This window comes from Listeria weihenstephanensis (assembly GCF_003534205.1).
In the GTDB taxonomy this organism is placed as follows: Bacteria; Bacillota; Bacilli; order Lactobacillales; family Listeriaceae; genus Listeria_A; species Listeria_A weihenstephanensis.
This window is the reverse complement of record NZ_CP011102.1, coordinates 863,917-879,436: the sequence shown is the minus strand read 5'-3', so window position 1 is coordinate 879,436 and position 15,520 is coordinate 863,917. Positions and strand designations below refer to the sequence as shown.

13 protein-coding genes are annotated in these 15,520 nt (G+C 41.1%); all 13 read right to left on the bottom strand.

Translation table 11 applies throughout. From position 1 onward, the window contains the following. Positions 1-75 precede the first annotated feature (75 nt). The 13 genes from UE46_RS04210 to UE46_RS04150 all read right to left on the bottom strand — a co-directional run bounded on the left by UE46_RS04210 (position 76) and on the right by UE46_RS04150 (position 15,505). A complete protein-coding gene (locus tag UE46_RS04210; RefSeq protein WP_036059219.1) occupies positions 76-753 on the bottom strand; it encodes a DUF4956 domain-containing protein in 678 nt (225 codons plus the stop codon). Further along, positions 753-1,463 carry a polyphosphate polymerase domain-containing protein gene (locus tag UE46_RS04205; RefSeq protein ID WP_036059217.1) on the bottom strand — a complete coding sequence of 237 codons (711 nt, stop codon included), beginning with the start codon at positions 1,461-1,463 and terminating at the stop codon, positions 753-755. The genes UE46_RS04210 and UE46_RS04205 overlap by 1 nt, the downstream gene beginning before the upstream one ends. 152 nt (positions 1,464-1,615) lie before the next feature. Continuing rightward, on the bottom strand, positions 1,616-2,308 hold the full coding sequence (locus tag UE46_RS04200) for a Crp/Fnr family transcriptional regulator (RefSeq protein WP_036059216.1): 693 nt from the start codon (positions 2,306-2,308) through the stop codon (positions 1,616-1,618). 30 nt (positions 2,309-2,338) lie between these two features. Next, positions 2,339-3,301: an NAD-dependent epimerase/dehydratase family protein gene (locus UE46_RS04195; RefSeq protein WP_036059214.1), complete on the bottom strand. Its 963-nt coding sequence runs from the start codon at positions 3,299-3,301 to the stop codon at positions 2,339-2,341. Positions 3,302-3,353: 52 nt separating this feature from the next. Next, positions 3,354-4,319 carry an ABC transporter ATP-binding protein gene (locus UE46_RS04190; RefSeq protein WP_233230984.1) on the bottom strand — a complete coding sequence of 322 codons (966 nt, stop codon included), beginning with the start codon at positions 4,317-4,319 and terminating at the stop codon, positions 3,354-3,356. Between the two features lie 15 nt (positions 4,320-4,334). Further along, on the bottom strand, positions 4,335-5,144 hold the full coding sequence (locus UE46_RS04185; protein ID WP_036059213.1) for an ABC transporter permease: 810 nt from the start codon (positions 5,142-5,144) through the stop codon (positions 4,335-4,337). A gap of 17 nt (positions 5,145-5,161) precedes the next feature. Further along, positions 5,162-6,229, bottom strand: coding sequence for an accessory Sec system protein Asp2 (locus tag UE46_RS04180; RefSeq protein ID WP_051492802.1), 1,068 nt, complete (start codon positions 6,227-6,229; stop codon positions 5,162-5,164). Between the two features lie 24 nt (positions 6,230-6,253). Next, positions 6,254-8,386: a glycosyltransferase gene (locus tag UE46_RS04175; RefSeq protein ID WP_118907422.1), complete on the bottom strand. Its 2,133-nt coding sequence runs from the start codon at positions 8,384-8,386 to the stop codon at positions 6,254-6,256. Between the two features lie 12 nt (positions 8,387-8,398). Continuing rightward, a complete protein-coding gene (locus tag UE46_RS04170) occupies positions 8,399-10,549 on the bottom strand; it encodes a CgeB family protein (RefSeq protein WP_118907421.1) in 2,151 nt (716 codons plus the stop codon). Then, positions 10,549-11,679, bottom strand: a complete 1,131-nt coding sequence (locus UE46_RS04165; RefSeq protein WP_118907420.1) for a hypothetical protein — start codon at positions 11,677-11,679, stop codon at positions 10,549-10,551. The genes UE46_RS04170 and UE46_RS04165 overlap by 1 nt, the downstream gene beginning before the upstream one ends. Continuing rightward, positions 11,666-12,970 carry a glycosyltransferase gene (locus UE46_RS04160; RefSeq protein WP_118907419.1) on the bottom strand — a complete coding sequence of 435 codons (1,305 nt, stop codon included), beginning with the start codon at positions 12,968-12,970 and terminating at the stop codon, positions 11,666-11,668. Before UE46_RS04160 ends, UE46_RS04165 begins: the two co-directional genes overlap by 14 nt. 10 nt (positions 12,971-12,980) lie before the next feature. Further along, the gene (locus tag UE46_RS04155) at positions 12,981-14,180 is read right to left on the bottom strand and encodes a glycosyltransferase family 4 protein (RefSeq protein ID WP_118907418.1); all 1,200 of its coding nucleotides are present in this window, start codon (positions 14,178-14,180) and stop codon (positions 12,981-12,983) included. 41 nt (positions 14,181-14,221) lie between these two features. Further along, entirely contained in the window at positions 14,222-15,505 is a 1,284-nt protein-coding gene (locus UE46_RS04150; protein WP_036059210.1) for a nucleotide sugar dehydrogenase, read from the bottom strand. Positions 15,506-15,520 lie beyond the last annotated feature (15 nt).

Here is a 15,520-nt window from a genome sequence, read left to right as displayed (position 1 = left end):
TTTAGGTACTCATACATAACAATTCCTATCTTAAACACAGCGAAAAATGCCAGAATCTAGTTCCCTAACGATCCATTATAATTCTGCTTTAATACTCGAAACGCGACCTGAAATAACCGGCAAATTTCCGTTTTTAGTGCGAATCGCATCGATTAGCTCTTTTTCCTGATCAACATTTTTTAGTTTAATATAATACCGTAACTCCATCAAACTCCCCATATTGGTCGTCCGTACTTGATCAAGCGAAATCTCATATCCATAACTTTGCAATAAATCGTCAAAAAGATTCGCGTAATCAATATCCTCAGGAATCGAAATACGCAGACTTCGCTCAGCCACCTTACTCTTTGATCCGAATTTAGTTCGCGTCAGAATGATCAAAACAAGCGCCACAAATGCGGAGAAAATGAGCGCGTACATCAGATAACCCATCCCTGTCGCCAGCCCAATTCCCATCGACCAAAAAATACTACTAATTTCGCGCGCGCCACCTGCCACAGAACGGAAACGAATCAAACTGAACGCTCCCAAAACAGCGATACCCGTACCAACATTTCCATTTACCAGCATGATAACCGACTGCACCAAAATTGGCAAAATCGTCAACGTCACGATGAAACTTTGCGAATACGTGTTGCGGTACATATGAACACAAGCAACCAGTATCCCTAAGAGAACCGAAGCCCCGCTATACATCACTATTTGCCACACATCTAAATCGGCCATCGAACTTTTCACTACATTATCTAACATTATAAAACTCCCACTTTCTGATTTAATAAATATCTTCTATATACTTGTTCATACTTGGAAAATTTGGATGGATAGAGGTCTAAGTCAGAGAGTATTCTCACAAACCATAAAGGATAGGCGTGCAATGATTTCACTTCCATTAATACAGCTATTTCTGGTGCCACAAGTTCCCCATCATGTCCATTTGCCAACTTTAGATCGTCATTGCGCCACCTTATTTTCGCATCAAATGTTACTCTAAACTGATCTTCTTTGTAGGCGCTAAAAGCCCTTCTATCATAGGAAATGATAACTTTAGGCGCAATCGTTTCTTTTTTCTTTAACCAAAAAATCTCGTTGCTGATTTGTTGATTTAATCTGTCTTCAAATTGTTCCTCTTGCTCACTTTGCATATACGCATCTACTTGACTCAGACGCATTGAAATTCTTCGTTTATACACAATCCCCTTTAGTTTTTTCTTGATTTCTAAATAGACCATCTGTTCAATGCTTGGAACCCCGTACGTACGAACTCTGAACTTCTCCTTAAACGTTGGTTTTTCGCTCGATCGTTTGATTAAATCGTAATTGCTTGTATCATAATAAAGCGAACAAATCGTGTGCAAACCATACTTATCTTCCTTCATATGTTCCGAAATTCTTTCCAAAAGCAAGTTGTATTTTTCCTCAGTTAAGATATACTTCTTTTCTCTCCGCTCAAAAATTTGCATAATGACTCCCTTTCCTTCAATATTCTCAATACACAATTTTATATCCCGTTTTATGTTACATGATCTACACTAGATCATTCGTTTATACATGACGAGAAGCGCACCGTAAAAAATACGCTACGCCTCAGATAATGTATTTTAACACCTGTTTATTAATGTAACGATCCCGATATTTCAAAGCCGACCATTTCTTTTAATGTATATATATCCAATATTTTAATTGGTTTTGGCGTCAGCTGCACGAGACCTTCTTCTTCAAACTTAGACAAGATCGTCGTCGCGTACTCACGTGTAATCTGGCAATAACTAGCCAAGTGATGCTGACAAATTTCTTTTGGTAAATGCCCATCTATTTTTCCTAATTTTTTAGACTCTAAATGTAACAAGGATGCGGCAACTTTTGCTTTTGCTGGCAATAGATTAAACTTCCCGTAATAATTCACAGACTGTGTTAGATTCTCGATGATTTTAAGTAAAATCGATGTTCCCCAACCAGACTCATCAATCACATTCAAAACGAAGTATGGATCGATGAAGTAGGCGGTTGTCTCCGAAATTGTTTCTAGTTCAAATTGATTTCTTCCCTTTGATAGCAATGATGCAAACCCGATAAATTCTCCATCCCCTGAAAATGAAATTGTCGTTTCCTTCGTATTATGGCTCGCTACAATTTTGGTCAACCCTTTTTCTATATAAATGAAAGAATGATTATCTGTCACAGACGCGTCTATCACAGTTTTGGCTGGTAATACTTTCTTTGTTGCATATTTATCGAATGACTTATTAGAAAATAATAGTATCTCCAGAAAATTTTCATCGATTTCAACTCCAAATGTTTGTAGCATAATGATGCCTCCTTTTATTTTTAACCCTTTTTACGCTTGTTGTTGTAACATTGCTTCTCGTAATGCCACTAATCCTTCTTTCAAACTAACCTGATTGGTCCATCCCGTCAGCTCTTTTGCGCGGTCATTGGCAAGTACAGAACGTTTCACATCACCAGCGCGTGGTCCTTCAATTGTAATCGCGATATCTTTTTCGAATACATCTAAAATTGTATTGTAAATATCTAAAATTGCGATTTCATCTCCCGTTCCGATATTAATCACCGTGTTAACTGCCTTCTCCGATACTAAACGATTCGCCTCAACCACATCTCCAACGTAAACATAATCACGTGTACAGCCTTTTGGCATATCGGGATACGTCATTAATACAGAAGGTTTATTGGCTAAAATGTTCGTTACAAAAATCGGCACAACCCCACACTCACCGTCTGGTATTTGACGAGGTCCAAAAACATTCGCATAGCGCAAAACGGTGTAGTCAAAGCCATATGTGTTCGCATAGATGTCTAAATATTTTTCGCCGGCATATTTGGTGATGGCGTAAGGGGAAATAAGTTGAGGGGTATCGCTTTCTTTTGATTTTTCTGTGCCTTCAATAACTTTGCTTAAGGCACCACCAGAAGAAACGTAAATAAATTTTTCGATTGGGAATTTTTGAACGCATTGTAGTAGTATGAGTAGTCCGCCGAGGTTAATATCTAGATCATACATCGGGTCTTCTATCGAGCTGACTACCGATTTTTGCGCGGCGTGATGATTGATAATAGTAGGTCGAAACGATTGGAAGATGGCAAGCATTTTTGTAGTATCGTTAATATCCGCTTCCACAAAAGTAAAACGATCGTCTGCAAGTAAGTGGCAAATGTTGTCGACTTTTCCAGATGACAGATTATCAACGCAAAGTACCTCGTAGTCTTCTTTCAGATACATTTCGCAAACGTGAGAACCGATAAAACCTGCGCCACCTGTTACTAAAACTTTATTTTTCATTATTGTTTCCTCCTTCATTATATTTATAAATTTGATCACTGATGTTCACCCTTTAAAGAATACTCGCGAGTAATTCCTGCAATTTTGTGAGGAATGTTGTGGATTCCATTAATAAGGCACTGAATATGGTGAACAGCCAGAGAATACTTAAGTAAACGAGTGTTGTTTTACGCATGCCTCCGTTTATCTGTTTTGGATCAAAAGCATGTGCTTGATCTAGCTGCTCTGTATTCGTTTGACGTTTTTTCAGATTTTGCTGGTACGCGGTTTTCTCTTCTTTTGATAATTTATTAAAACGGTGAACAAATTTGCTGTATTCGAGTCCTACTTCATCGGCAGGACCATCTAGCCTCAATTCCCCGTAGTGAATCCAAATAATGCGATGACACATTGTTTTGACTTGGGAAAGCGAGTGGCTGACAAAGAAAATCGTTTTTCCAGCTGCTTGAAATTCGGCGATTTTATCGGTACATTTCTTATAAAAAGTGGTATCGCCGACGGACAAAGCTTCGTCAATAATGAGGATGTCTGGATCGATCTGGACGGCAATTGCAAAGCCGAGACGCGCCTTCATCCCGCTAGAATAACGTTTGATTGGTTGCTCGATAAAGTCCTGTAAGTCCGCAAAATCGGTAATAGCGGGGATCATCTCGGCAATTTGTTGATTGGAGTAGCCGAGCATGAGGCACTTCATTCGAATGTTTTCCATGCCAGAAAGCGTTGGTTTGAGTCCTGCTCCAATCGCTAGCAAAGATACTTCGCCGCCCGTGTGCACTTTCCCGTGGGATGGTTGGATAATACCTGCTAATATATTGGATAACGTCGATTTGCCGGAGCCGTTTAGCCCAATGAGACCGACCGTTTCTCCGCGCCCAACTTCAAAGGAAACGTCTCGTAAAGCAAGAAACGCTGGCTTCTCGCGATTTGGTTTTAATAGACCACGGAGCTGTTTTGCAGGGCTTGTGATCATGCTATATTGTTTGGATACGTGCGAGACGGACACCATGCTTTCTGTCATCTTTGTTCTTCCTCTCTATAAATAATCCATGAAGCGGTCTTTAAAGCGCAGATGTAATACCGATCCGACGCCGAGCACGAGTAGTGTCATTCCCCAGAAATAGGCGGTCCACCAAGGTTCCTGGAAAAACCACTGTCGTGAGAAAAAGCTATCGCGAAACCCTTCGATAATGTACACGATCGGATTGAGTTTTAAAATTTTAGTCATGAGGGAATCTGGATGCGCGGTGACATCCATGACGGCGCCCGATACGAAAAACAGGAGACGCATCACGGAGCCAATCATAAGTTGATAATCCCGAAACAGAATCGTAATCGTTGCATTTAGAAGGGACACGGCATAGAGGAACAAGCACATACACACGAAGTAATAGAAAAACTGTGTCCAATAAATCGTCGGGTAAATGTGATTGAGGAACAAGAAGCCGAGCAGGATGATGAGCATTGTCACGTAACTATATAGGGATTTAAAAATCGTAATCGATGGTAAAATGCTCATTGGGAATTTCACGCGCGATACCAAACTCAAATTGCTGTAAATCGAATTGGCACCAGAAATGATGATAGCGCTGATGAAAAACCAAGGTATCACACCAGCGAGCATCCACACAATGTAAGGAACCCCTTCTGCCATTGATCCCGCGCCGTTCATCCGAATGCCAAACACGAAATAGAAAATGAGCACTTGGAGCGTTGGACTAAGCACTTCCCACACCATCCCCAAATAGTGACTCTGATACGCGGCTCGCTGATCGTACCTGGCAATCCGCGTAATTTTATGAAAATGCTGCACCTGTTCTTTTAGAATTTGGACCGTTTCTCTCAATGCTTGTTCACTTCTTCCTATTTTTGAATCATTTTAGAAATTGTTTCGAACAGAAATGGCGCGTAATACTGTCCGGTTTGATTATGATCACTGTAATCTTGTAAGTCTAGATCATACGCGACGCCTTTTTTATCAAGTTTTTGTAGGAGTGGTTGTAGATGTTGTTTGTAGTGATAGTCGCCTTTTCCAATGTGGAAAATAAAGTCTGGGAACGCTGTATTGGTGTCGACTAGATTCATGATTAATTCATCATAATATTTAGCGCCAGCTTCCTTATCTTCCCCGAGCATATTATTCAAACCTTTACGCACAACTGGAGCATTTGTAGCACGCTGTTTTAAAAACTTAGCAATAAAAACTTGCGGTGCTCCGACAATTGCGGTCCCAAAGTGATATTTCATCGCGTAATATAGCGAAGCAGCACCGCCTTTGCTTGAGCCTGAAGCAATAATGTTTCGCGATGAAATGCCAAGTTCATTCGCTTTTGTCATGATCAGCGCGATCACCGAACGTTCATAATCTGAGCGACAATCGTGACCCATGTAGTAGCAGAACTGACCTTTGTATTCGTCTAAAATAAAGAGTTTGTTCACGTCACACGGCCATAATGTTCGGAAATGGTTATAAACAGGAGGTCCGCCACGGAATTCATTCGAGTGCAAGCCTGAGAAAGAAATTACTAGTTTATCGGAAGGTTTCTTTGCTGGCTGGAATAGGAATTTAACGGGATTGTCATTGTAGTAGATTTCTTCTTTTTCAAGCGTTGTTGTCACCGTTTTTTTATTTGCTACATCCACATTTAGCATATTTGTAAGTTTGTTGATAATCACGGTATCATCTTTTTTCAAGAACAGACGGAATTTATAGGCGCCACTTCGGATTGGTTTGTAGTTGATCGTGATCTGCTCTTTCCCAACCTCTTGGTACCACTGACGTTCCACCAGCTCGTCATTATAATAAAGATAGTAAGCATAGCTGTAGTAAGCATCCAACATGTAAAGTGCTTTGAAATGAACCGTTAGCATCCCATTCGTATAGGCCATTTCTGACGTATCCATTTTTTCAATGATTAAATCGGTAGTCATAATTTCTCTCCTCGTATCCTCGACTTAACCCACAAAAGTTGCAGTAATTAAGTCCTCGATTTCGTGACAAATTTTAGCTTTATTAAAATATTTATAGGCATAATCTTTATAACTTTGCTGATCGGCTTCGTTTAATTCGTTGTTCGCGATAAATGATGCGATCGCTGCTGGTGTTTCAAAAATCGAATCTTCGGGGTACACCGTTTCGACGCCAGGCCAATTAAGTAAGCATGGTGTCGATCCTGCCGCCATTCCTTCCATCAAAACAGTGTGGAAACTTTCCGATTCACTCGTAGATAGCAAGTAACCGATTTTTTGGAGCCATTCATGTACGTCGTTACCGTGCTTATCGAACACCACGTTGTCTTTCCACTTAGCGCTATTAATTCTGGCAAACACTGCATCGTAATACTCCCGTTCCGCCGTGCGCCCCATCAGCCACGCCACATCTTTTGGCAATTGACCTTTGATAAAAAGTTTGTAACGCTTGTCGGACTCCCAAAGTTGTTCAAAAATATCGAGCGCTTTATCAAGACCTTTAATTTTTGGAATCACGCCGCAAATCCCGATGTTAAAATCAATATTTGCTTTCTTCGGACGATCCAATTTTTCAGTGTCAATCGTGTTGGCAATAAGAACCATCTTGTGACGTGGAATCTGGCAAATCCGGCTCATTTCTTCCATGATAAACGGACAAACCGCGATGATATGATCGATGGCATCCAAGTTATAGTTGAAAGGATGCGGTGTTCGTTTTTCCTGTGCGTGGACGCGAACGATAAGCTTTTGATCCGGTTTCTTATGTTGCGAATACCAAACCGCGTTACCAAGCCCCCACTCGCAGTAGATCATATCCGCCCAGTCGAGCAGTTCCTGACTTTTCGCGAGATCATGCTCCGTGTGATTCGACCAGCGATCAATTTTGACGTTAATGCCTGGCTGATTTTCCAGATAATCGATAATATCGGTCATAAATTTCAGATCGTGACTGGCAAAAAGTAAGTTCAGCGGTTCTTTGTTGTAAGTCCATAACACGTTTTTCAGTCGGTCATACGAAGCTTCCAGCGTAAAATTCTGACTCGCTTCGTACATCGCTTTGGCTGCACGTTTATAGACCGCAGAATTCGATAACACCAGCTCCGTTTTCGCTAAAAATTCAGCCTCCGTATCGACAAACAGTTCGTAATCCGCGCCGAGCAATTGTTCATGCATTTTGGTACGTCTTAGTAGAACGGGCTTGCCAAGTCGTGCGTATTCTAGCAATTTGGTCGATAATTCCACCGAAGCATCATTATCAATCAACTCACTACGCCAGCTAATACCAATGTCTGATGCAGCAATATAGCTTTGCGACTCGGCACGCGATACCGCACCAACCCAATCGATATTTTCCGTCGCTTGAAACGCCTGTTTAACCTTGCCATTGCGTGCACGCAGGTCTCCTTGGAACTTATCGCCCACGATGCAAAAACGAATGTCCGTATCTTCAAGCTTCCTCGCCGCACGAATAATCTCTTCGGTATACCATTCCGCCGCAAATTTCCCACTATAAATCAGTTGGTTATTGCGATTACGGTAATCTGGAACGATCGGTTGTGCGGGAATCATCGGTGACAAGATCGCCACTTTTTCTCCGTCGACATCCATCAATTCACTGAAAATGGCTTTGGTAGCTTCCGTTTGTAAAAACATATTTGGAAAACAATCGTAGACTTGGCGTAAATCCGTGCGTTCTTCCGTTGAAATCGACTTAGGATCATGATTAAAATCGGTAATGTACGGCATCGTTTTTTTCATTAAATCTGGATGCTTCATCATCTCCTTCACCAAGGCAAATCCGCGAATAATAATCAAATGATAGTCATTTTTCTTATTCAAAACTTCCATTCGTTCTAGCGCCTCGGCAACGTTAATCCGATTCCCATTCGTGTAGGACATCCCTTGAAACGTCTCAAACGGATCAAGCAATTGCACATTACTAAAATTCGAAATACCACCCGTTAAAAGTGTATTCTGCTCCTTCGCTTTCAAAAGAACGTCGGTTTTTACATTATTATTTATCGCCAGCATGGAAGCCATCGAAGTCAACCATACAGCGGAACCATCCATAATATTGAGATCCATGTCACCATAGACTAATATTTTTAAGTGTCTCAAAAGTCATCGCTCCTATATTTCTACTTTATTGATGAGGTCTTGCGGGGCATTCGCGCCATTTTCAACAAAATTAAATTTATCAGCGCTGAAAAGTTTCACACCTTGGCGGAAATACGTGCCCAGCGTTTCATCCTTCTCCATATTCACGAGCAAATCTTGGACAGAACCCATAAATGAAATCCCCGTCTTGAGTAACGCTTTGTGGTATGTGATCTCATCTGTAAACTCGTAATCCTTTTCTTTTCCATCTTCTCGCAAATTGTTCTGATCTAACTGGAAGTAATTCTTCTTCCCAATGACATCTGCATCCGTATACTCTGTTGCTAAAAATAAATCCGCGACGTAATGCTCACCATAGAAATTTTTCCCGCTCATATAACTCACATATTCCGTCGTCACAATATCTTGTAACTTCTGATAATGACTCAGATAGGTCATTGTATAGATGCTTACATTTTCTGTATTGTATTGATTCATCAGATCCGTCACACCGTCAAACATCGTCGTGAACAAGATCAGTTTTTTATTGGCGTAGTTCTGACGATCAAAATTCGCCGTCACAGCCTCGATATCTTCCTTCGAATGTACCACCGATATTATCGTCACCATTTTTGGCTCGACCTCCAAATGTATGCCCATATTTGTAAGCATCATCCGCAATCGATGTTTATATGTGTGATTATGATACACTTCACGAATACCTTCGAGTGATTTTTGCTGGTACAGCGCTTCGTCTGTCGTAATCTCTTCAATCTTTTCTTCCAAGCCTTCTTTTGTTTCGGCAATCAGTACGAGGTCACCAAACATGCGCTTGATTCCTTTCGAGTAACTGCTAATAATCGGGGTTCCACATGCCAAACCTTCGAACACACGGCGAGAAAACATCGTCGGTGATTCTTTAATACTGTTAATGTTCAGCATATATTTATAACCTTTGTAGGCAATGTTCATATCATTGTAGGAAAGACTGCCAATCACACTCGGTAAAAACCGTTCTGGAAATTGGAAATCTGGGGAATGCCGCTCAAAATTACGATCATAAATCGCAAGACCGTGCGCTTGTGTTACATCTAAAATTTGATCCATATCACGACGCCGATCTTCATGTCGATTCGCGTAATACGAACCCGCAAAACACATTTTATCGATCCGCTTCGAATATAGTTTAATCGGATTGTGCATCTCTGGTTGAATCGCAAAACTCTGTGCATACACACGATCATGACCTGCAGCTTTCTTATACTTTGGAATCATATCCGCATCCGTCGTATAAATATGATCGAATAATTTCGCCGTATCGATGAATTTATCGTAATGAATCGGATCCTCTTTATTCCAGAAAATCGTCGGTACATCGTTCTGCTTACACCATTCAAGAAGCCCGAGTAAAGCGCTCCGATCCTGATTCGCGTAACGACCAATCTTATACTCCCACGCCTTATGATTCCCGTGCCAAGCCGATTCCACCATCAAAATATGCGGTCGTTCGCGCTCTAGAACTTCCTCCCAATCATCCGGCGTGAACGTAATCAAGTTCACTTCCTTGTCGTAACAAGTCCGCGTAAACTCATCAAAAATGCAGGCTACACGCAAATCCGTCGTTTTCGTAATATCTTTCAAGCCAGTACGCGCCTCAAGTGCCGCACTACCTTGTCTTACTGCCTTCGCTTCATCAAAAGTCCGGCTAAAATCACAACCAGTAATCATTACGACGCTCTTGCTTGGAATTCGCAAAGCAATACGTAAACGCGTGGTTTCTTGACTCACCTTCATCCGATTTTTCTTATTTGGATCGAATAACGTCGATTTCAGTTTTTTATTGTTGCCATATTCTATAATCGCGATCTTACAAGCTTGCGTGCTAGACACATCCATCGCCATATTAAACTCAAAAGTCTCTCCCGGCACCGTTTCAATAATATGCATCGGGTACCGACTGAATAAAAGATTCGTCTCCAAGTACGAAAAGTAAATGTAAATATCGCTATTATTCGTTGCCATGACAGCCTCACCCTGTTGCGTGAAGACAAGATCATCATTGGAACTATGCCATTTATCTGCATTCGTAAAGTCTTTTGCCGCAATCACTTCTGGCTGAATATTGCTTAAAATTCTCTTTTGTAAATACTCAATTTCATGATATAAATTCTCAATCTTTTTCACTAGTCATTCCTCAATCTTCGGCTTTTTTTTAGTTTCCAATACTTACGCATCATCTTGATCACTTTCGTATCGTTCAGGCGCGTGTATTTTTCCGTCATAGTTGCTAATTTTCTCGTTAGGACTGTATTTTCTTTTTTCAAGTTGTTAATTTCTTTGACTTGTTGTGTATGGCGTTTTTTCATTGTTAAAAGAACCGGTTTCTCGTCTTCTAGTAACGTAAAAATGCGTTTATTTAGGTCGTAGTTGACTGCTCGTTCCGCATTCAAAGCATCCGACATATGTTGAACCAACTGTTTTGCTTCGCTTGTTTCCTTTGCTGATTGCGCGCTTTTTTGTTGATGTTCTTTTACTACCTTCGCTTGTTTTTGCGCGATAGCCTTATATTTTGCTTCTAAAACAACGTGTTTCTCATCTTGTTCCGCTTGGATAATCGCTAACTTTCCTTCGTATTCCTGCTTCAATCCATCGATTTGGCGCTTATACGTGTCCAACCGTTCTAATATCTTCATCTCAAGTTGATGCTCATCTTCCTCAGGTTCAGGCGCCACTTCTTGAAAAGTATAAAGCGCGTTCGTCCCACTTTCCTGGAAGACACGATATTTTTTCGCTTCTAACAAACGCCCGACTTCTTCAAAATTCAAAGCTTCCGTATCGAGCCAGAGCATTGTTTGCGAGTCATCTAAACGATCCGCCAAACTCTCGATAAGACCTGCTTCAAGCGCCTGTTTTCCAAGATGTATTAGTTGCGGCGCCTCCGGTTGAATCGTTACGGCCTTCCCATTTTCCATTCGGTGAAAACGGCGCTTTTTCCAATCCGGCTTCAAACATTCGATCGCGACTACCTTATTTCGTTTCGCATCATTTCTTACCTCTTTATACGTCACATGATTCTTCTCAAAAAGATAAACTTTGCTCGCATGATAATACTTCGAAAAATAAATCGCATGGCTCACAAATTGGCTATCCATCACATAAATGACCGCGTTCTCTGGAATAAATGCCGCAAATGCTTCTAGAACATCTTTTTGATAGTAGTCGCCGGTCCGCGTCATTTCTGCTGCCATTAGGTCCTTATTTTTATTCAATTTCACATTATCGCTTAGTTTCAAAAGGGCTCTATTCTTCGTCATATCCATCCTCTAATTCTTTGTAGATTTCTAGAAAAATTGCTTTTTCAAGGTCCCAATTATACACTTCACGTGCTTGGAAACAGTTTGCGCTCATCTTGTCCCGAAGCGCTGGATCAGCAAGCAATGTATTTACACCCACTGCGATCGATGTTGGGTCATGTGAATCGACAATAATCCCAATCCCTTCGCCACGCACGATTTTTCGTATCTCTGGAAAATTACTGCCGATCACTGGCACACCGCTCATCACGTACTCAAACAATTTGTTCGACGAGGCGGAATAGTGATTAAAACAAACATTATTTAAAATTTGAAATCCTAGATAGGCATTTTTCGTATAGCCCAATAATTCCTGTAATGGCACTTTCGGCAAAAACTTCACTTTCTGCTCCATTTTCAGGTCTCTTACTTGTTCTTGGAGCTCCGCTTTAATCCGTCCGTCTCCGATAATCACGACCACACCTCGATCAAAAAGCTTCACCGCTGCGATCAGTTTATCCAGCCCCCGCCCAATTTGCACCCCACCTTGATAGAGGAGAATTGGTTCGGACTCAGGAATATCTAGTAAGCCGTGCAAATCAACGCCTGGGCTTTTTTCCGGGTACACTTTATTCGGGTAGTTATGCACCACCTTCGGATAAAAGTGATACCGTTTTTCAATATAGGCTGCTCGCGTATCATTTTCATGGATACAAACATCGGTAGCATGAAGCAAGAACTTCTCGCTAATCCCGTATATCGGGCTGTTGTATCCCGTTCTACTCGTTTGTACTTCATGCGAATCATAGACGAGTTTTTTACGCCTGAACACCTTGGCACAAAAAGTAGCTTGCGGTAACGTGTTCAAATCGTTAGCGTGATAGATGTCATAGCGTTTGGAGAGCCCTTTGTATACCATTCTTGTAAAAATAAGACTACGCCCAACGAGCACTTGCATCTTTTTGAGGGAAAAGAGAGCTAAAATCACACTAACAATTAAGGTTTGTAGAGGGAAAAACAGGAGGAGTAGTAAAAAGACACAGCTTATTAATACAAGGCTTATTTTGCTTCGCTTGATGTACTTCATGCCGTTTATAAGCGGTTGTAAGAAGTCTGGATAACCTGTTTTTACGCGATGAACCGTGAAGTTTTTAGCGGGGGATTCTTGGTAAGGAAGATCTGGTTGCTTGGAATCGTGAATCGCGATTAAGTCAACATGATAGCCCGCTTCTTGTAGCGCTAGACATTCACGCATGACTCGCGCATCATTTGTAAAGTAGTTCCAGACGAACATTGCAATTTTTTTTGACATGCCTACTACCTCACCCAAACTCGGATATCAATTTCTCAATCCGTTTAAAATTTTCTTGCCAGTTATAATTAGCTTTTGCATACTGTAGGCCATTTTTTCTAAGCCTACCGCGCAATTCATGATCTTTAATTAAGTGACTCAAACCACGATACATCGCGTCTTCTTCGTCACGACCGTAGATAAAACCGGTATTTGACGCGTAAATAATATCTTTACAATAGCCTGAGACCATACCAATAATCGGTAAACCAATGCCCATATAGTCCACAATTTTTCCTGGAATCACTGTTTCAAAAACGGGATGTGGTACCAAACTTACAAAGGCAACATCGGCTTGAGCTAGTTCCATCAACACATTGCATCTCGTATCTGGAGGGCTTACCATGATGTTTACAAGCTCGCGTTCTTTCACGGTGTCAATCAATTTTTGATAGTTTGCTCCGTAACCAATCATTTTGAATTGGACAGCAGCATTATCTTTAAAATAATCGGCCATTCGGATAAAGCTAGCTAATTCTTGTGCTAGCCCGATATTTCCCGTGTAGATTACTGTGATTGGCTCATTCATGATCGGTCGTTTCTTACTTCCAAGCTCTAATTCCTCTGGCGTTAACGCATTAGGAACAAAGGTTATTTTATTTTGATCGATACCTTGGTCTGTGATGTAAGTGGCGAACCGTTCACTATTAACGATAATCTCGTCCGCCCGCTTATAAATTCGTTTTTCTAATCTATACGCGATCCATAGTACAATTCGTGAATTAAATTTTCCTACCCCTTTTAGTGATTCTGGCCATAAGTCGCGAATGTCGACAATCAGTTTTGCTTTTAGCTTTCGTTTCGCTACTAACCCTGCAAGCGCAATAGAAATAGGTGGACTCGATACGTAAACAACATCAAAAGATTCTTTTGTCCTTAAAATTTTCAAAATAAAGCGGCACAATGTTTCTAAATAGAGAAGAAAGCGAAAGATCATTTTTGTTTCGTATTTGCTCGTCCTTGTTTTCACGCGAACGATTTTTTCTTCATTCAACGCTGCGTCCCAAAACTTTTCCTGCTCGTAAATATCGCGGTTCGGGTATTGTGGCTCCGTCGTATAAAGCGTTGTGTCATATTTTTGCCCAAGTAACCTGAATAGTTGCTTCATCCGATTCGCGGCACTTCCGATTTCAGGATAGAAATTTTGAGATATTAAAAGTATCTTTTTCATTCATCATCCACATTTCTATTTTTGATCACAAGCTGATTCGCTTAAACAGTTACGCCAATTTCTTCTAGTTCCCCGATTTTTGATAGCGTTCCGAGATTGAAATATTTATCGATGTCTGCACATTGTGTTGCGATATTTTTAGCGTCTAGAATGGCTACTTCACGCATGTTCGTCAAACTTTGCGGCGTGATATCGCGGAATTCTGAATGGTCCACTAACACTAAGACAAGATCAGCGCCTTTCGTTGCAACGCCCATATCATTTTCTACAAAACTAGCATCGACATGTGGATCGTAAGCCACGACGTCAAATTGCCCCATTGCTTCTAGTTCATGATAGATTTCTAAGGCTGGACTTTCGCGAATGTCATCGATGTCCCCTTTATATGTGAGTCCGAAAACTGCAATCTTTCTGCCTTGTAATTTGTTCATCAAGGCTACGGTGTTTTCTACAATGAAGTTTGGCATCGTTGAATTAATGTGACGCGAGCGCTGGATTAAATGTGATTCTGTCGGTGCTGCTGCTGCGATGAAGTAAGGATCTACAGCGAGACAGTGTCCGCCAACGCCTGGCCCTGGTTGGTGCAAGTTCACGCGTGGATGTTTGTTCGCCATGCTAATAACGTCTAGTGCATTAATGCCAAGTTCGGCTGAAATGTGTACGAGTTCGTTTGCGAGTGCGATATTCACGTCGCGATACGTATTTTCCATTAGTTTGGACATTTCAGCAGTAGATGCCGCGGATTCAATCAATTCACCTTTAACAAAGACGCTGTAGATTTTCTTTCCTGCTTCGGTACACGCTGGTGTTACACCACCAATGATACGGTTATTGTAGATTAATTCATGAATAATTTGGCCCGGTAGAACGCGTTCTGGGCAGTGGACCAAGAAGACGTCTTCTCCTACGATTAAGCCTGTACTTTCAACCAGTGGTAAAATGTGATCTTCGGTGGAGCGGGGAGCGATAGTGGATTCAATAATGATGGTATTTCCTTTTTGAAGGACGGGTAAGATGTTTGTTACTGCGGATAAAACGTAGCTGAGATCACATGATTTGAGTGCATCATTTTTGTTTGGTGTAGGAACAGATACGATGAATGCATCTGCTGGCTCTACAACCAAACCTGCCTTAAATTTATTATTTTGGATAGCTCTATCTAATTCTGCTTGCAATCCTGGTTCTTCAATATGAATCTTTCCAGTATTTAGTTCTTTGATTACTTTCTCGTTCACATCAATTCCTAGTACATCTTGATCGTGATTCGCGAACATGATTGCGGTTGGCAGTCCAATATATCCTAATCCCATAACAACTAATTTCAATTTATGACAACCCTT

Excerpts from the sequence above, each read along its gene's own strand:
- UE46_RS04210 (WP_036059219.1), bottom strand. The coding sequence starts at position 753 with ATGTTAGATAATGTAGTGAAAAGTTCGATGGCCGATTTAGATGTGTGG.
- UE46_RS04205 (WP_036059217.1), bottom strand. The coding sequence starts at position 1,463 with ATGCAAATTTTTGAGCGGAGAGAAAAGAAGTATATCTTAACTGAGGAA.
- UE46_RS04200 (WP_036059216.1), bottom strand. The coding sequence starts at position 2,308 with ATGCTACAAACATTTGGAGTTGAAATCGATGAAAATTTTCTGGAGATA.
- UE46_RS04195 (WP_036059214.1), bottom strand. The coding sequence starts at position 3,301 with ATGAAAAATAAAGTTTTAGTAACAGGTGGCGCAGGTTTTATCGGTTCT.
- UE46_RS04190 (WP_233230984.1), bottom strand. The coding sequence starts at position 4,319 with ATGACAGAAAGCATGGTGTCCGTCTCGCACGTATCCAAACAATATAGC.
- UE46_RS04180 (WP_051492802.1), bottom strand. The coding sequence starts at position 6,229 with ATGACTACCGATTTAATCATTGAAAAAATGGATACGTCAGAAATGGCC.
- UE46_RS04165 (WP_118907420.1), bottom strand. The coding sequence starts at position 11,679 with ATGACGAAGAATAGAGCCCTTTTGAAACTAAGCGATAATGTGAAATTG.
- UE46_RS04160 (WP_118907419.1), bottom strand. The coding sequence starts at position 12,970 with ATGTCAAAAAAAATTGCAATGTTCGTCTGGAACTACTTTACAAATGAT.
- UE46_RS04155 (WP_118907418.1), bottom strand. The coding sequence starts at position 14,180 with ATGAAAAAGATACTTTTAATATCTCAAAATTTCTATCCTGAAATCGGA.